General features: G+C 66.5%; 18 protein-coding genes and 1 pseudogene. 8 read left to right on the forward strand and 11 right to left on the reverse strand.

The window, feature by feature from the left end; genetic code table 11:
• Window positions 1-85: 85 nt before the first annotated feature.
• Together A5757_RS19245 and A5757_RS19250 are read right to left on the reverse strand one after the other, a co-directional pair.
• Window positions 86-589, reverse strand: a complete 504-nt coding sequence (locus tag A5757_RS19245) for a methylated-DNA--[protein]-cysteine S-methyltransferase (protein WP_066837260.1) — start codon at window positions 587-589, stop codon at window positions 86-88.
• Window positions 586-2076, reverse strand: coding sequence for a DNA-3-methyladenine glycosylase 2 (locus A5757_RS19250; RefSeq protein ID WP_082929582.1), 1491 nt, complete (start codon window positions 2074-2076; stop codon window positions 586-588). The genes A5757_RS19245 and A5757_RS19250 overlap by 4 nt, the downstream gene beginning before the upstream one ends.
• An 81-nt stretch (window positions 2077-2157) precedes the next feature.
• Between A5757_RS19250 and A5757_RS19255 the strand changes: the two genes are divergently transcribed.
• Window positions 2158-3765: a GMC family oxidoreductase gene (locus tag A5757_RS19255; RefSeq protein ID WP_369815977.1), complete on the forward strand. Its 1608-nt coding sequence runs from the start codon at window positions 2158-2160 to the stop codon at window positions 3763-3765.
• Between the two features lie 13 nt (window positions 3766-3778).
• On the opposite strand, the gene A5757_RS19260 is transcribed toward A5757_RS19255, so the two are convergent.
• From A5757_RS19260 to A5757_RS19275, 4 genes are read right to left on the reverse strand one after another with little or no spacing between them, the layout of a single operon-like run.
• Window positions 3779-4075 carry a cytochrome C oxidase subunit IV family protein gene (locus tag A5757_RS19260; protein ID WP_066837269.1) on the reverse strand — a complete coding sequence of 99 codons (297 nt, stop codon included), beginning with the start codon at window positions 4073-4075 and terminating at the stop codon, window positions 3779-3781.
• 2 nt (window positions 4076-4077) lie between these two features.
• The gene (locus A5757_RS19265) at window positions 4078-4671 is read right to left on the reverse strand and encodes a cytochrome c oxidase subunit 3 family protein (RefSeq protein ID WP_066837272.1); all 594 of its coding nucleotides are present in this window, start codon (window positions 4669-4671) and stop codon (window positions 4078-4080) included.
• On the reverse strand, window positions 4668-5405 hold the full coding sequence (locus A5757_RS19270; RefSeq protein ID WP_066837274.1) for a hypothetical protein: 738 nt from the start codon (window positions 5403-5405) through the stop codon (window positions 4668-4670). Before A5757_RS19270 ends, A5757_RS19265 begins: the two co-directional genes overlap by 4 nt.
• Complete coding sequence (locus tag A5757_RS19275; RefSeq protein WP_066837276.1) at window positions 5402-6145, reverse strand: hypothetical protein; 744 nt, start codon at window positions 6143-6145, stop codon at window positions 5402-5404. The genes A5757_RS19270 and A5757_RS19275 overlap by 4 nt, the downstream gene beginning before the upstream one ends.
• 218 nt (window positions 6146-6363) lie before the next feature.
• On the opposite strand from A5757_RS19275, the gene A5757_RS19280 reads away from it, so the two are divergent.
• Window positions 6364-6966 carry a TetR/AcrR family transcriptional regulator gene (locus A5757_RS19280; RefSeq protein WP_066837280.1) on the forward strand — a complete coding sequence of 201 codons (603 nt, stop codon included), beginning with the start codon at window positions 6364-6366 and terminating at the stop codon, window positions 6964-6966.
• Here A5757_RS19280 and A5757_RS19285 read toward each other — a convergent pair.
• Window positions 6959-8146 carry a cytochrome P450 gene (locus tag A5757_RS19285; RefSeq protein WP_066837288.1) on the reverse strand — a complete coding sequence of 396 codons (1188 nt, stop codon included), beginning with the start codon at window positions 8144-8146 and terminating at the stop codon, window positions 6959-6961. The two genes, A5757_RS19280 and A5757_RS19285, sit on opposite strands and share 8 nt — an antisense overlap.
• A 75-nt stretch (window positions 8147-8221) precedes the next feature.
• Between A5757_RS19285 and A5757_RS19290 the strand changes: the two genes are divergently transcribed.
• The 4 genes from A5757_RS19290 to A5757_RS19305 are packed head-to-tail and all read left to right on the forward strand — an operon-like array spanning window position 8222 to window position 12089.
• Entirely contained in the window at window positions 8222-8965 is a 744-nt protein-coding gene (locus A5757_RS19290) for an SDR family NAD(P)-dependent oxidoreductase (RefSeq protein ID WP_066837290.1), read from the forward strand.
• The gene (locus A5757_RS19295; protein ID WP_066837292.1) at window positions 8962-10320 is read left to right on the forward strand and encodes a cytochrome P450; all 1359 of its coding nucleotides are present in this window, start codon (window positions 8962-8964) and stop codon (window positions 10318-10320) included. Before A5757_RS19290 ends, A5757_RS19295 begins: the two co-directional genes overlap by 4 nt.
• Entirely contained in the window at window positions 10317-11177 is an 861-nt protein-coding gene (locus A5757_RS19300) for an SDR family NAD(P)-dependent oxidoreductase (protein ID WP_066837439.1), read from the forward strand. The genes A5757_RS19295 and A5757_RS19300 overlap by 4 nt, the downstream gene beginning before the upstream one ends.
• A 3-nt stretch (window positions 11178-11180) precedes the next feature.
• Entirely contained in the window at window positions 11181-12089 is a 909-nt protein-coding gene (locus tag A5757_RS19305; RefSeq protein ID WP_066837294.1) for a TIGR03564 family F420-dependent LLM class oxidoreductase, read from the forward strand.
• On the opposite strand, the gene A5757_RS19310 is transcribed toward A5757_RS19305, so the two are convergent.
• Window positions 12090-12761 carry a nitroreductase family protein gene (locus A5757_RS19310; protein WP_156618563.1) on the reverse strand — a complete coding sequence of 224 codons (672 nt, stop codon included), beginning with the start codon at window positions 12759-12761 and terminating at the stop codon, window positions 12090-12092. It lies immediately after the preceding gene.
• Between the two features lie 93 nt (window positions 12762-12854).
• On the opposite strand from A5757_RS19310, the gene A5757_RS19315 reads away from it, so the two are divergent.
• Window positions 12855-13625 (forward strand): SDR family NAD(P)-dependent oxidoreductase, encoded by a 771-nt coding sequence (locus A5757_RS19315; RefSeq protein ID WP_066837299.1) that lies wholly within the window; start codon window positions 12855-12857, stop codon window positions 13623-13625.
• A gap of 2 nt (window positions 13626-13627) precedes the next feature.
• A pseudogene (locus A5757_RS19320) lies at window positions 13628-14065 on the forward strand (VOC family protein).
• On the opposite strand, the gene A5757_RS19325 reads toward A5757_RS19320, so the two are convergent.
• The 3 genes from A5757_RS19325 to A5757_RS19335 form a co-directional block, all read right to left on the reverse strand.
• Entirely contained in the window at window positions 14049-14840 is a 792-nt protein-coding gene (locus A5757_RS19325; RefSeq protein ID WP_197497395.1) for an SDR family oxidoreductase, read from the reverse strand. The pseudogene A5757_RS19320 and the gene A5757_RS19325 overlap by 17 nt on opposite strands.
• 31 nt (window positions 14841-14871) lie before the next feature.
• Entirely contained in the window at window positions 14872-15426 is a 555-nt protein-coding gene (locus A5757_RS19330) for a nuclear transport factor 2 family protein (protein ID WP_066837302.1), read from the reverse strand.
• A 198-nt stretch (window positions 15427-15624) separates the two neighbouring features.
• Complete coding sequence (locus tag A5757_RS19335) at window positions 15625-16251, reverse strand: TetR/AcrR family transcriptional regulator (protein ID WP_066837305.1); 627 nt, start codon at window positions 16249-16251, stop codon at window positions 15625-15627.
• Window positions 16252-16299: the final 48 nt, after the last annotated feature.

Raw genomic sequence — 16299 nt, forward strand, 5'->3', positions numbered from 1 at the left:
GAAAAGTAGGACACCGCCGAACACCCTTTCAAGCCCTCGGCCCCCAACCACACAGTTGGGGGCCGAGGCATTTCTGCGTTCAGGCCTATGTCTCGAAGAGCGTCGGAACGGCGCAATGGAATTGCTTTTCCATTCCGAGGAGCATTTTCTTTCTTTCGATTCCACCGCCATATCCGGTGAGGCTGCCGCCGGCGCCGATCACGCGATGGCACGGGACGATGATGCTGATCGGATTGTGCCCATTGGCCAGGCCCACCGCGCGCGAGGCGCCGGGAGCGTCGATCTGGCGGGCGATCTCGCCATACGACCGAGTTTCTCCGTAGGGAATGGTGAGCAACGCTTCCCACACCCGGCGGCGGAACGCCGTCCCGACGAGATCGAGTTCGAGATCGAAAGTCATCCGTTCGCCGCTGAAATAGGCGGCCAATTGTTCCACCGCGTCCGGAAACACACGGTCGTCCTCGACCCAGTCCGCCCGGCTGGGCTCGTAGGTCTGATCGACCATCCGCAGGTGCATCAACCTGCCCTCGCGGCCGGCGAGGGTCAGCGGCCCGACGGGGCTTTCGACGGTACGGAATTGCAGAATCATGCTGACTTCTCCTTCGGGGGCCATTCATTGACCACGTGATCTAGCGCTGTCCATAGGTGCTGGGTGGCGTACGCCCGCCAGGGTCGCCATCGAGCACTTCGCTCGCCCAGTCCCCGCACGTCGTGCGGGAGCGAGAGCGCACGCGCAGCGGCGCGGACGCCGAGATCGCCGACCGGGAAGGCGTCCGGGTCGCCGAACCCTCGCATGGCCACGACCTCGGCGGTCCACGGCCCGATTCCGGGTACGGCCAGCAGCTGTTCCCGCGCGCTGTTCCAATCGCATCCCGGGTCGAGCACCACGTCGCCGGTTGCCAGCGCCTCGATCAGCGCCACGACGGTGCGTTGCCGGGTCTTGGGGAGCGCGAGGTGCGAGGGGTCGATGACAGCCAGTTGTCCGACGCTCGGGAACACGTGCGTCAGACCACCCGCCGGGTCATCGATCGGCGCACCGTAATTGCGGGCCAGGCGGCCGGCATGCGTGCGGGCGGCCTTCAACGACACCTGCTGTCCGAGCACCACCCGCAATGCGAGCTCGGCTTCGTCCACCGTACGGGGGATCCGCTGTCCCGGTGCCTTCCGCACCAGGGCCGCGAGCTCCGGATCGGCGCAGAGGGCGTCGACGACCGCCTCGGGATCGGCGTCGAGATCGAGCAGACGTCGGCACCGGGCGATGGCGCTGGTCAGATCGCGTAGATCGCCGAGATGAAGCCGGCACTGCACGTGATCATGATGCGGCGTGAGGCTCACGATGGCGTTGCCGTGCGGCAGGCGCAGCGTTCGGCGCAGTGCTCCGTCCCGGAATTCCTCCACACCGGGGACGGCGCTGGCCGCCAGATGTCCGAAGAGTCCTTCGAACGCGAACGGAGCGCGAACCGGGAGCCGCAGCGACAACGGGCCCGGTCCCCCGGGTGCCGCTGACGGGTGCGCGCGTGCCCGGCGGCGCAGCTCGGTCGGCGTGAGATCGCAGACCGCGCGGACGGTGTCGTTGAATTGCCGGATACTCGAGAACCCCGCGGCGAACGCGACATCGGAGAAGGGCAGCTCCGTCGTCTCGATGAGGATCCGCGCGGTCTGGGCCCGCTGCGCCCGTGCCATCGCCAGCGGATTGGCGCCCACCTCGGCCTGCAGGATGCGCTGCAGCTGACGCGTTGTGTAGCCCAACCGGTCGGACAGTCCCGCGACGCCCTCTCGGTCGACCACGCCGTCGCCGATCAACCGCATGGCGCGGGCGACGACGTCACCGCGGACGTTCCATTCCGGAGAACCCGGCGATGCATCGGGCCGACACCGTTTGCATGCGCGAAAACCGGCGGCCTGTGCCGCGGCCGCTGTCGCATAGAAGCGCAGATTGCGGGCGAACGGCGGTCGCGCCGGACAACTGGGCCGACAATAGATGCCGGTGGTCAGCACGGCCGTGACGAACCACCCGTCGAACCGGGAGTCCTTGGACTGGACGGCTCGGTAGCAGCGGTCGAAATCGTCGTGCACAGTTCCACACTTACACGCACCCACCGACGGCACTGGCGGAAAACGGACATGGCGGTGCGACGCCTGACATACCCTGTACGGGTGTATAGCACCGAGTTCGACTACGTCATCGCGGGCGCGGGATCCGCCGGCTGCGTGCTCGCTGACCGGTTGTCGGCCGACCCGACGGTCAACGTGCTGCTGCTCGAGGCGGGCGGCGGCGACCGGAATCTGTGGCTGCACATCCCCAAGGGCGCCGGCAAGCTGTTCGACAGCGAGAAGCACATGTGGCATTACGAGACCACGCCCTTCGGCCCGACACCGCACGTCGAGCAGTGGATGCGCGGCAAGGTGATCGGCGGATCGAGTTCGGTCAACGGCATGATCTACAACCGCGGAACCCGCGCGGATTACGACGGACTCGACCAGCTCGGCAACAAAGGCTGGGGCTGGGACGACATCCTGCCGATCTTCAAACGGTTCGAAAACCACCAGTTCGGCGGATCTGCGACGCGTGGCACGGGTGGTCCGCTGCACGTGTCGGTGCCTCGGGATCCTGATCCGTTGTGCGAAGAGATGCTCGACGCGGCTGTCGGCGCCGGCTTGTCACGGGTCCAGGACATCAACGACGCCGATGGTGAGCGGATCGGATATGCGACGTCGACGATCCGTAACGGCCGCCGGGTCAGCGCCGCAACGGCCTTCCTCCGGCCGGCCCTGGCCCGCCCGAATCTGACGTTGCGCACGGGCGCCGTTGTGCAGAGGGTGCTGTTCGAGCGCGATCGTGCCGTCGGATTCGAGATCGCGACCGGCAGGGGGACCGCACAGGTCAAGGCGACCCGCGAGGTGATCGTCGCCCTCGGCAGCCTGAACTCACCCAAGCTGCTACAGCTTTCGGGGATCGGGCCTCGTGAGGTGTTGGCGGCGGCGGGCGTGCCCGTGCGGCTCGATCGCGAACATGTCGGCCGGCGGATGCGCGAACACCGTTGCGCCACGCTGCGCTACCGATTGAAAGACGATCTCGGCTACAACCGTCGGCTGGCCACCAGCGTCGGACAGGCCCTCACCGGGATGAAGTATCTGGCCACGCGCAAGGGTCCGCTCGCCGCTCCGTCGTTCGACGTCCTCGGCTTCGTGAAGACACATCCCGAAGCCGACCGTCCCGACGGTCAGGTGATGATGGGGCCCTGGACACTGCCGCCCTACAACACCGGTGAACCCGTCGTCATCGAGCGTCAGCCCGGCCTCTCGTGTCTGGGCATGGTTCTGCGGCCCACCTCGCAGGGGCATGTCGAGATCACCTCCGCCGATCCCGCCGAGCCGCTGCGGATCACACCGAACTATCTGAGCACCGCCGACGACCGTGAGGGCACGGCGAATCTGCTGCGCAGGATGCGTGCGATCTTCGAAGAATCACCGATCGCCGAGCGGATCAGCCACGAGACCTACCCCGGGCAGCAGGTGACGAGCGACGAAGATCTCCTCGACGCTGCGCTCGACGGCGGCTATTGCGGCTACCACGCCGTCGGCACATGCGCGATGGGCCCGGACGATCAGGATGTGGTCGACAGCCGATTGCGCGTTCGCGGTGTCGACGGTCTTCGCGTGGTCGACTGCTCGGTGCTGCCCACCATGGTGGCGGGCAACCTCAACGGCCCGATCATGGCAATGGCCTGGCGGGCGGCGGACCTCATCCTCGACGGCCGTTGACACGCGGTGGGCGTCAGAACAGGTAGATGACGAAGACCGCGCCGAACAGCACGACCAGCCAGGCGTCGGTGGCGCGACGCAGCCAACGCGGCGCCGTGTGCACCTCCATGAAGTACCGGAAGATCAAGCGAACCTTGATGACCGTGAGAGCCAGGACGAGCGCGGTCACCGGTGTGCTCGCCTGCACGGTGGCGGTGAAGTGGGCGGGCGCCAGCCACCACGACCCCAGGGTGATCGCGACCAGGGCGGCCCACCCCCAGGTGATGGTCCGCGCAATGTGGTCCGGGCGCTGTGCGGCGGTGTCGGACATCGTCACCTCATCACGTAGAGCAGGCCGAAGATGACGACCCAGAGCAGGTCGACCATGTGCCAGTACACGGCGCCGGATTCAATCAACGTCGTGCGCCGGCGACCGGTGTTGCGTAGCTCGCGAACCATCACTCCCAGCACGACGAGTCCGATGATTACGTGCACCAGATGGACGCCGGTCAACACGTAGTAGAACGAGTAGAACGTCTCGGAGTTGGTGTGGCCCGCGGTGACCTTGCTGAACCACTCGTAGCTCTTGAAGGCGATGAACAGCAGACCGCAGATGCCACCCGCCCAGACGAACCGGACCGCCTGATCGTGACGTTCGGTCCGGCAGGCCAGGACGCTGCGCGCCACGAACCAGGAACTGGTCAAGAGGATCACGGTGTTCAGCACACCGATGTTGACGTCGAGATGCTGCTGCGCGCGCAGGAACTGCTCGGGGTTCATGCTCCGGTAGACCATGAAGATGATGAAGTAGCCGCCGAACACGATGAGGTCGCCGAGGACCATCACCCACATGTGGATATCGCCAGGAAGATGGGCCGACGACGGTTGACGCGGCGGTGATTTCGGTGGGGACTGGGATTGACTCATGCGTCTGCGGGCTCACTCACGCACGCGCGGCGCAGCAACACGATCAACGCGCCCAGCCACACGGAGAACACCACGACCGCCAGCCAGAACGACACTGAACCATTCCACGCGAACGGGCCCGAGTGGAAGACGAACATCTGGGTGGCGATGACCTCGGTGATGATCTGCCAGATGCTGATGTAGGCGAACCATTTCGGGAAGATGTCGTTCTTGTCGTACAGGATCGCCACGGCGAGTACGAGATAGGCGGCCGTGAAGCACCCGAGCGATCCGTTGTAGGAGAGCATGCCGAGGTCGTAGAGAAGGCTGACGATCTCAGGGTCCCGATCGGCGCGGAACGTGGCCGTCAGAAAGCACACGCACACCAGGAGGAATCCCGGCAGGGCGCCGACGCCCATCCCGCCGATATAGCCGTAGGCGAAGACCGGGCCCACCGACATCCGCATCATCTGGTACGCGACAAGGCCATTGGTCACTGCCGCGCCGCCGAGCAGGATCAGCAGCACCATGAAACCGATCTGGATGGTCAGGCCGTTGTCGGCGAAGAACGCGACCTTGTCGGCTGCGGTCACATCAGGTCGGGGTGGCGGCGTCACGCGGGCCAGCACGCAGATGATCACACCGAACACCGCGTACCACACGGGAAAGAACCAGGTGACCAGCCGGACATCGGGTTTGCCGCCCGGCGGCAGCGCCGTCACCTTCCGCAGCCGGCCGGGGGTCAGGACGGTCACCGGACAAGACCCTCGTCGACGGCCTGGCGCTGCACGGCGCGACGCAGCACGAAGAACATCACGATGACGAACGCGGCGAAGGCCCCGTTGCGCACCCAGAACGACAACAGCCCGTCCCAGGCCAGTGGTCCGTTCTGGAACACTGCAGCACCTGCGGCGGGCACCATCGCGATCGCGGTGAACAGTGAGTAGTGGCCGACCCAGCGGGGAAACACCGGATCCGGCCCGTCGTCGAAGTGCACCGCCACCGCCAGCAGCACGAACTGGGCCACCACCATGCCGACGGGTGCGATGAACACGATCCAGGCCAAATCGTTGAGCAGCATGACGAGTTCGGGGTCGCGCTCCGGCCGGAACGCAGCGACGAGGAAGAAGATGTTGGACAGCGCGAAGATCGTCGCACCGCTCACGGCAGCGGTGAGATAGCAGTAGGCCAGGACATGGCTCTGGCTCTTCATCCGCTTCATCTGCACGACGATGACCATGAAGAACGGCAGGACCAGGATGCCACACAGGTTGAATGTCACCTGGCTCAGGCGAATCCACGCGGTGTGCTCGGCGTAGAACGAGGCGACCTCGGCAGCGCTCCAGGTCGGTGACATCGGCGGCCAGAACACCGGGCACGCCAGCATCGCCACGAGCAACACTGCGCCGACGGCGGGACCGGTCCACAGGCTGATCCACTGGGCCTTGATGTTTCCGGCCTTCGGCGTGTCCTGCACCTGCTCGAGGATCTGCACCTCGTACCTCCACTATGACTCGAGTCAACGTTCAGGCGTCTGCGCCGGGCCGGGTTCCGGGATGGCGACGTCGGCGTTCAGGCCCAGAACAACGGGGTTGTCGCGCTCAGGGAACGGTATCGGGTCGACAGATCTAAGGGAAGAGTTTCCTGATTCCAGTCAGTTTTGCGCGGCTCTGCGTATCGTGGGGCGGACCGACGAGCAGATCGGATCTCCAGGTGTTGAAGTCGAGAACGTCCGAGCGAGGGCGCAAAGGGGAGCAGACGCGCGAACGCCTGCTGGGCGCGGCGATCGCCGAGTTCCAGCGCGACGGGATGGCGGCGGCCGATATCGGGGCCATCGTCGCGGCGGCCGGCGTGGCGCACGGCACGTTCTTCTTTCACTTCCCGACGAAAGAGCATGTGCTCGTCGAGTTGGAGATCCGTGAGCAGCAACGCATGGCCGCCGAACTGGCGCGCTTCTACGGCAAACCCCACGACGTGCGCGCGACGTTGGCCAAGACGGTCGAGATCCTCGAGGCGCTCGAACGCCGGTTGGGGAGCCGGCTGTTCAGAGACTTTCTGGCGCTGCACTTCTCGACGCGGCGGCCGCCGTCAGAAGAATGGGCGGTGCACCCGGTGATCGTCGCAGTCATCGAAGAGCTCGGACGCGCCCGCGACCGCGGAGAGATCCCGGCCGAGGTTGACGTGATGCTCGTCGGTATCTCGTTTCTGGCGGGGCTCTACGCGCTGCTGATCACCTTGCCGGAGTCACGGGAAGTCCGCGCACCCGTCCTCGATGAGTACGTCACGACCTACATGTATGGTCTGCGCGCTATGTGAGAACCGCGGGCATGCTGTCCCAACCGCGGACCGTCGACGTGCGCGACCGCCGTGCCCGGCTCATGTCGACAGTCCATTCCGGCCACCTCTTGAGCACCTCCTCGAGCGCGACGCGGCCCTCCAGGCGGGCTAGTGGCGCGCCGACGCAGAAGTGGGCCCCACGACCGAAGGTCAAGTGGCCGCCGGGCTTTCGGTGGATGTCGAAGCGGTCCGGGTCGTCGAAACGGCGTTCGTCGCGGTTGGCAGAGGCAAGCATCATCAGCAGGGGTCGTCCCGCAGGGATGGTGACCCCCTGGAAGGTGAGGTCGTCGGTGGCTACGTACCGCGCGACGTGCGGACCGGGCGGCTCGTAGCGCAGCAACTCTTCGATCGCGTTCGGGATCAGGCCGGGATCGCCCACCAACTCCTTTCGCTGATCGGGGTGTTCGGCGAGCACCTTGCCCATCCAGCCGAACAGGCGTCCCGTGGTCTCGACGCCGGCGCCGGCGACCACGGCGAGAAACACGACGAGCTCCTGTTTGGTCAATCTGCGTACCGTCGCGGTCTCGTCCTCGAACTCCACGTTCAGCAACTCGGTGATCAGATCGTCGGACGGGTTCTTTTCCCGCCATTCGACGTACTCGCCGAACATCTCACCGGTGAAGTAGCGGTCCTTGTCGATCGCCATCGGCTTGCCCGCCTCGTTGCGCAGCACTTCGTTGGCGTGCGCACGCACCGCCGGTTGTTCGGAATTCGGGATCCCGGCCAGCATGCCGATCGTGCGCATGGGCAACTCGGCGCCCAGATCCACGACGAAATCGAACCGGTCGCCGCCGACCAGCGGGTCCAGACACGCGACACAGAAGGCGCGGATCTTGTCCTCGATCGCCCGCATCTTCTTGGGCGTGAATGCTCTCGAGACGATCGCGCGGTGAATGGTGTGCAGCGGCGGGTCTTCGTTGATGAAGATGCCCGGCGGCATCACGGGATCCGCCATGACGACTTCGAGGATGTCGCCCTTGGCGGAGCTGAGTCGTGTCGTGTCCTTGAGCGCCGCGTCGACGTCGGCGTATCGGCTCACGGCCCAGAAATCATGGCGCTCATTGTGATACACCGGCTGCTCGTCACGCAGTCTGCGGTAGGTCGCATACGGGTCGATGTCGATGTCGACGTGCCATGGGTCGTAGTAGAGATCGCTCATGTGTGCTCCTCGCCGGGTGTTGGGCCGAGCATAGACGCTGTGCTATACATTCGTACAGCGACGAAAGGTGCAGCGGTGAGTCGAGTGGCGGTGGTGACCGGCGGCGCGTCGGGCCTTGGTCAGGCGATCTGCGCGAAGCTCGCCGCGGACGGCCATCGGGTGGCCGTGGTGGACGTCGACGCGCAAGCGGCCGCGGCGATCGCCGCCGAGGTGCGCGGCGCCGGCGGTTGGGCTGTCGCGGTGGAGGCGGACGTGTCCGACGAGGTCGCCGTCGAATCGGCCTTCGCCACCGTGCGAGCCGAATTCGGACCCGTCGGCATCCTGGTCACCAGCGCGGCGATCGGCGGCTTCACCCGCTTCGACAGGATCACCCTCGACGAGTGGAACCGCTATCTGGCGGTCAATCTGACCGGGACGTTCCTGAGCATCCGAGCGGCGTTGTCGGACATGGTCGAAGCGCGCTGGGGCAGGGTCGTGACGATCTCTTCGGCCGCGGGACAACAGGGCGCACCGCGTCAGGGACACTACTCGGCAACCAAGGGCGGGGTGATCGCCATGACGAAGACAGTGGCCCGCGACTACGCGAAGTACGGGATCACCGCGAATTCAGTGCCGCCCTTCGCAATCGAGACACCTATGCTTCAGCGCCAGCAGGCCGAGGGCGCGCTGCCTCCGGCGGAGTATCTCGTCCAGGCCATCCCCGCAGGACGCGTCGGCGCGCCCGCGGATGTCGCGGCGGTGTGCTCGTTCCTGTGTTCGGAGGGCGCCGGGTACGTCACCGGACAGGTCATCGGCGTCAACGGCGGCGCGGTGCTGTGAACATCGAAGACTCGGCGCAGGAACCCCGCTACCACTTCGACCGGCACAGCCCGGAATACCGAGAGCGCTTCCTCGACATCACCCGCGAGATGCACACCAGGTGCCCGCTGGCATGGACCGACACCTACGGCGGGCATTGGGTCGCGGCCGGTAGCGACGAGGTCTTCGAGTTGGCGCGGTGCCCGCACGTGTCGAATGACCACGACGTGGCCAACGAGCGCCGCGGCTACAAGGGGATCTCAATTCCGGCCATGGTGGAGGCCGAAGGCTTTCGGGGCGGAATGCTCGAGATGGACGATCCCGAGCACCGGGTCTACCGGACCGTGCTCAACCCGTACTTGTCGCCGGCGGCGGTCAAACGCTGGGAGCCGTTCGTCGACGAAATCGTGCGCGCGTGCATCGACGATCACATCGATTCTGGCCATATCGATTTCGTCGACGATCTGGCCAACGTGGTTCCGGCCGTCCTGACGCTGGCGATGCTCGGTGTGCCGCTGGACAAATGGGAGCTCTACAACGAACCCGCGCACGCGTCGGTGTACACCCCGCCGGACTCTCCCGACGCCGAGCGGGTCCGTGAGCTGTATCTGGCCATGGGGGTGGACCTGTTCACCAACCTGATCGAGATCCGGCACAATCCCCGCCCCGGGATCATCGACGCGTTGGCGACGATGCGCATCGCCGGCGAGGCGCCGCCCGACATCGAACTCATCGGGATGCTGAACCTGTTGATCGGCGGCGGCTTCGACACGACCACCGCACTGACCGCCCATGCGTTGGAATGGTTGTCCGAGCATCCCGACGAACGCGCCCACCTCAGTGCGCAGCGCGACAGGCTGCTCAACCCGGCGACCGAGGAGTTCCTTCGGTATTTCACCCCCGCGCCCGGAGACGGCCGCACGATCGCCGAAGACATGACGCTCGGTCACGTCGATCTGCGAGAGGGTCAGCGGCTGTGGCTGTCGTGGGCCATGGCCAACCGTGACCCGGCCGTCTTCGCGGATCCGGACAGGGTTGTTCTCGACCGAAAAGCCAATCGGCACTTCAGCTTCGGCATCGGCGTGCATCGCTGCATCGGGTCGAACGTCGCGCGCACCGTGTTCAAGTCGATGCTCACCGCGGTGCTCGACCGGATGCCGGACTACCGGTGCGATCCCGAACGGGCCGTGCACTACGACAGCATCGGTGTGATCCAGGGGATGCGGCACCTTCCGGCCACCTTCGCCCCCGGGCGGCGGCGCGGTCCGGGCGTCGAGGAAACGGTGGCCGCATTGCAACGCATCTGCGACGAGCAGGGGCTCGCGCGCCCGATCACCGAACATCGGGAGTCGGCGAGAATCCAGGAGTGGTCATGACAGGACGTCGCCCGGTCGCGGTGGTGACCGGGGCGAGCCGCGGTGCGGGCGCCGGGATCGCGCACGCGCTGGGTGCGCACGGGTGCACCGTCTACGTCACGGGCCGCACCGTGGACGGCGGTGGCGCCGCGCGCGGCACGATCGGTGAGACGGCCGCCAAGGTCACCGCCGCCGGCGGCGAGGGTATCGCCGTACAGGTCGACCACGGCGACGACGAGCAGGTCGCGGCGTTCTTCGATCGGGTCGCCCGCGAGCGCGGCCGCATCGACATCCTGGTCAACAACGCGGCCATCATCCGGGACGAGATGATGGGGCGCACCAAGTTCTGGGAAGAACCGATCAACGTCATCGACACCCTCGACGTCGGCCTGCGCAGTAGCTATGTCGCCACGGTGTACGCCGCCCCGCTCATGGTGCCCAACGGCAAGGGGCTGGTGGTGTTCACGTCGTCCTCGGGTGCAGTGCACTACGCCTTCGGGCCTGCGTACGGGGTGCCGAAGGCCGGCGTCGACAAGATGGCCGCCGACATGGCCTTCGACTTCCGGGACGTCGGTATCGCGGCGGTGTCGATCTGGATGGGTTCACTGCTCACCGATCGGGTGCGCGCGATCATCGCGGGCAATCCCGAGAAGTTCGGCCACATCCTCGACAGCGCCGAGACGCCCGAACTCACCGGACACGTCATCTGGGCCCTGGCGCACGATGCCGACCTGATGGCGGTCAGCGGGCAGACGCTCATCGGCGCCGAACTGGCGGTCAAGTACGGGATCACCGACGAGGACGGCCGCCAACCACCCTCGTACCGCGATCTTTTCGGCGTCCATCCGCCACAGCAGCACTCCCACGTGATGCGTTGACCGATGCGGATCGGACTGACCGGTGGCGGAACCTCGGTCGACAGTATCGTGGCCCAGGCCCAGGCCCAGCTGGCGGAGGAGGAGGGCTTCACCAGTTTGTGGTACGCCGGCGCGGTCGCCGGTGATCCGCTCGTTGCGATGGCGATCGCGGGACGGGCCACCACGTCGATCGAACTCGGCACCGCTGTGCTGCAGACTTATCCGTGCCACCCACTGCTGCAGGCGAACCGTGTCGCCGCGGCCGCCAACGCGATGGGGCGGCCAGGCCTCACGCTGGGTATCGGGCCGTCCCACGAGCCGATCGTTCGCGACGTGCTCGGCCTGTCCTACGACCACCCGGTCCGCAACACTCGCGAGTATCTGCAGATCATCACCGCGCTGCTTTCCGGCGAGGAACTCAACTCCGACGGCACGGACTGGAGCGTGCACAGCACCGGCCGCATGGTTGCGCTCGACCATCCGGTGCCGGTGCTGCTGTCGGCGCTGTCGCCCCGGATGCTTCGTATCGCCGCCGAGTTCGCCGACGGGGTGGTGCTGTGGTTGGCGTCGGCGGCGGTGATCGCCGAGCGGATCGCTCCGGCCCTCGCCGGCGGCCGCATCGTCGCGGGGCTGCCCGTCGCCGTGCACGCCGACGTCCGTGCGGCGCACGACGCGATCGGCGTAACGGCGTCGGGATACGAGCGAATGGCCAACTACCAGAACATCATCCGTGCCGGCGGTGGATACTCGGCCGCGGACGTCGGGATCGTCGGCGACGAAGCTGCGGTGACGAGGCAACTAGAAGAGCTGATCGAAGCCGGGGCGACGGATGTCTGGGCGCAGCCCGTCGCGGTGGGCGCCGATCGGGCGCAGCGCTCGGCGTCGGTGACACGTACACGAGCCTTGCTGGCCGAGTTGGCCCGGGCGGGCTAGTCACTTACCCCGTGGCCGCGCGCCGCGGCCATAGGTGATGTCGGCGCGTTCCAGGTCCCAGCGATTGCGGAACACCACGTCCGACAGCGGACGCCGGCGCACCGGACCGTGGCTGCCGCGGGGCCAGCCCACGACGACGTGCCCGGCCAGAAACCATTCGCCGGGGATGCCCGTGGCGTCGCGCAGCGCCTGTTCGCCACCGTAGGACGCCCAGCTGGTGATGCACGCGCCCAACCCCTGCGCCCGTGCGGCCAGGTAGAAATTCTGCATCGCGGGATAGATCGAACCGCCCTGCAAGAACTCCGAGGAGAACTCGTTTTTGAAGGCGGCGAACAGCACTGAGGTGAACTCGCCGGCCCGGTCGTGGAGTTCGTACGTGGCGCGGTTGTTTCGCGCCGCGCGACTGTCGTCGTCCGCGGCGGGCCGGGTCATCCCGTAGATGGATTCGATTGATTGCAGCGCGATCTGGGCGGCCTGTGCCACAGCTGCCCGCTGCTCGGGACCGTCGAGGACGATGAACCGCCACAGCTGGGCGTTGGCCCCGTTGGGCGCCCACGTCGCCGCCTGAAGGCACCGGTTCAGGGTCTCGTCGTCGACCGGATCGTCGGTGAACCGCCGTATTGATCGGGCGGTGGACAGCACTTCCCAGACATCGGTGGTCGGTTGCGACATGACCATTGGTGTACTCGACACAAGCCGGAGTGTCCAGCGCCGGAGTGCTGTACAGTCGTACTGCATACTGGTCTGGCCGACGGGAGTGACGCTGTGAGCGACAGGTTTTCGATGGAGGGCAGGGTCGCGGTCATCACCGGCGGCGGCAGCGGGATCGGACGCGCCTCGGCGCTGGTGCTCGCCGAGCACGGCGCCGACATCGTGCTCGCCGGCCGGCGTGTGGAGCCGCTCGAAGCGACCGCGGCCGACATCGAGGCCCTGGGTCGCCGCACCTTGGTCGTGCCGACCGATGTGACCAGTGCCGAGCAGTGCCAGGCACTCGTCGACGCGACACTCGCCAAGTTCGGCCGGCTCGACGTGCTCCTCAACAATGCCGGCGGCGGTGAGACGAAGTCGTTGATGAAGTGGACCGACGACGAGTTTCACCAGGTACTGGATCTGAATCTGTCGAGCGCGTGGTACCTGTCGCGAGCTGCGGCCAAGCCGATGATCGATCAGAAGAAGGGCGCGATCATCAACATCTCCTCCGGCGCCGGTCTGCTGGCCATGCCGCAGGCGCCGATCTATGGTGCCGCCAAGGCCGGTCTGCAGAACCTGACCGGATCTATGGCGGCGGCATGGACGCGAAAAGGATTGCGGGTCAACTGCATCGCGTGCGGCGCGGTCCGCACCCCCGGCCTGGAGGCCGATGCGCAGCGTCAGGGCTTCGACATCGACATGATCGGTCAGACCAACGGTTCGGGCCGCATCGCCGAACCCGACGAGATCGGCTATGGCGTGCTGTTCTTCGCCTCCGACGCGTCCAGTTACTGCTCGGGGCAGACGCTGTACATGCACGGCGGTCCCGGACCGGCGGGGGTGTGAGCATGGACGTCAGCCACATCGGGCTGCGCGTGCGGGATCTGGACGCATCGCAGAAGTTCTACGAGGTACTCGGATTCGCCGAGGTGAAGCGTCTGACAGTGCCCGATTAGGTGGCCGAAGGTCTGCTCGGACTCGCTCCGCCGATCGGCTTTGAAGCGGTGTACCTGCGCAACGGGGGCGTCGTGCTGCAGTTGCTGACGTTCTCGGGGTATCCGGCACCCGACGAGGCCGAGCGGGGGATGGTCGGTGCCGGCCTCACCCACCTCTCGCTGGCGGTGGCCGATGTGGCCGCGGTCCGGGACGCTATGGCCGCAACGCGCGGCACCGTCGTCGCCGATCCCGGTGGTGGATACGCCTGTATGGTGCGCGATCCCGACGGTCAGCTCATCGAGCTCGTCAGTGAACGGGTGCGGCCGGTGCGGGTCACCGAAGCTCGCTGACCAGCGGCGCATACTGATCGAGATACGCCCATGTGGTCGAGGCGTCGTCGCCGTCGCGGCGGCCCCCGCCGATCACCACCCGGGTGGATCCGAGATCGCGGTAACGGGCGAGGCGCTTCTCTGACGGGTTGCCCCACGCCATCACCGTCAGGTCCAGCGCCGCGTCGGCGATCGCCTCGGGTTCCATGACGGGCACACCGATGCGTTCGACGAGCGGCCGCCGGTCGCCGAGCACGCCGGTCTCGGTGATGCCTGGGCAGATCGTGTGCACGGCAATGCCTTCGGCGGCCAGGTTCGGGGCGATCGACCGCATCATCCCGACGACCGCATGCTTGCCCAGTGAGTAGACCGGGTCGGGATGCCAGGGCATCAGTCCGGCCAGCGACGACGTCGCGAGGATCGCCCGGTCGCCGGCGCCCGACGACCGCATGGCGCGCACGGCCGCACGCACACCGAACACGACGCCGTCGAGATTCACGCCGATCGAGCGCCGGTACTGGGTGAGATCGAGTGAGCCGATGTCACCCGACCAGTCGATGGTGACGCCGGCATTCAGGAAGGCGACATCCAGCCCGCCCAAGTCGGCCATGCAGGAGGCGAACGTCGCGTCGACCTGGTCGGGATCGGTTACATCACAACGTAATCCGACACCGCCGAGTGGTTCGGCGACCGCCTCTGCTGCCGCGCCTTCGATGTCGACCACGCATACCTGCATACCCTCGGCGGCCAGTCGGACCGCGGTCGCGCGGCCGATGCCGGACGCGCCGCCGGTCACCAGCGCGACGCGTCCCGCGAGCTTTACGTACTCACCACCGGTCGACGGGATCGTCCAGGTTCAGTGGCCGCAGGTAGGACGCATCGGTGGTGTCCCACCGGCCCTTGATGAAACCCTTGACCGCACCCTTACCGAGGATTGACGAGTCGCCGCTGATCATCCACTCGATGGTGCAGCGGCGCAGCGCGATCTTCCACACCCCGTCCCGGCGCTGCAGCCGGTCGATGTAGCGGCCGCCCATCAGCGAAACGATCCTGCCGCCCTTGACGCGCATCGCGCCCATTACGTAGCTCTCGGCGTGCGCTTCGTCGCCGTCGATCTCGCAGGTGTGGGTCGTGATGTTGTGCAGATGGTCCTCGAACACCGCGGTGTGCGCCTCGTTGGCCCAATCTCCGTATTCGGGACCAGTTTTGACGGTCGGTCCGTGCTCGTCGACACCGTCCTCGAAGTACACGCTGCCCATCAGTTCGGCGTCGTGGCGATCGTGGCCGCGTGCCTGCTTCATCACGCAGTCGAGGATCGCCGTCCGGTCCTCGAGGTACTGCACGCGCTTGCGGAGTTGTTCGAGTGCATCGGAATCAGTCACGAATCATCCTTTCCGGGGCCCATTGAATTGTACGAGTGTATAGCATCATGGGTCATGGCCTGGTTCCGGTGCTGCAGGAGCAGGGCATCATGCAGAAGGAGTATCGACCGGGGACGTTGCGTCAGAAATTGTTCGGGGAGACGGCGGACATCTCGCCATGGCACCCTGCGCACGGGTACCGAGGCATGTTCTGCTGAGTCAGCGGCTGCGCTTGCGGGCGCCGGATCTGCGCTTGGTCGCGGGTTCCACCGAATCCAGGTAACGCTCGAAGGATTCGGTCAGCTCGGCGTGTGCGGTCTCGACCCCGACGCCCTTCTCGAGGTTGAGGAACTTCGGCAGGCTCGAGATCAGCAGCTGCAGAGCCGGTAGGGAGAGATCGCCCCACGGCCGGGCGTCCGCTCCGAATTTCGCGACGAGCGCGTCGAGTTGGACCTTGCGCACGCTCTCGGTCACCGAGGCGATCTCGGTGCGGATCGACTTGCGATGGTTGCCCAGCGCCATGAACTCCGTCATCATCGCCCCGGTCGCCTCGTCCCAGCTGTACTCCCACAGCGCTCGCAGCGGATCCTCGGTTCGCTCCTCCAGCACTTTGTTCAGATAGGCGAGATTGCGCTCCGAATACCGCCGGATGCCGGCGACGAAGATGTCGTCGAGGGTGGGAAAGTAGTACTGCACGAGGCTGGGGGTCACACCCGCCTTGGCGGCCAGCGCCCGGTAGGTGACGCTGGCGTAGCCCTCCTCGAGCATCATCGTCTCGACGCAGTCGAGGAGGGTGTCCCTGGTCTTCGACGTTTCGGCGCCCACGCGCCGTGCGGATGAGGCCATGGTCTCCTCGTTCGGTCGATTGCGGTCATTGTCTCACCCGTGCTACCG

It is taken from the genome of Mycobacterium sp. 852013-51886_SCH5428379 (assembly GCF_001665575.1).
Taxonomy (GTDB): domain Bacteria; phylum Actinomycetota; class Actinomycetes; order Mycobacteriales; family Mycobacteriaceae; genus Mycobacterium.

What these genes read in the sequence shown, in the direction of transcription:
- A5757_RS19245 (WP_066837260.1), bottom strand. Translation starts at nt 589, where the DNA reads ATGATTCTGCAATTCCGTACCGTCGAAAGCCCCGTCGGGCCGCTGACC.
- A5757_RS19305 (WP_066837294.1), top strand. Translation starts at nt 11,181, where the DNA reads ATGCGGATCGGACTGACCGGTGGCGGAACCTCGGTCGACAGTATCGTG.
- A5757_RS19335 (WP_066837305.1), bottom strand. Translation starts at nt 16,251, where the DNA reads ATGGCCTCATCCGCACGGCGCGTGGGCGCCGAAACGTCGAAGACCAGG.
- A5757_RS19285 (WP_066837288.1), bottom strand. Translation starts at nt 8,146, where the DNA reads ATGAGCGATCTCTACTACGACCCATGGCACGTCGACATCGACATCGAC.
- A5757_RS19260 (WP_066837269.1), bottom strand. Translation starts at nt 4,075, where the DNA reads ATGTCCGACACCGCCGCACAGCGCCCGGACCACATTGCGCGGACCATC.
- A5757_RS19300 (WP_066837439.1), top strand. Translation starts at nt 10,317, where the DNA reads ATGACAGGACGTCGCCCGGTCGCGGTGGTGACCGGGGCGAGCCGCGGT.
- A5757_RS19265 (WP_066837272.1), bottom strand. Translation starts at nt 4,671, where the DNA reads ATGAGTCAATCCCAGTCCCCACCGAAATCACCGCCGCGTCAACCGTCG.
- A5757_RS19310 (WP_156618563.1), bottom strand. Translation starts at nt 12,761, where the DNA reads ATGTCGCAACCGACCACCGATGTCTGGGAAGTGCTGTCCACCGCCCGA.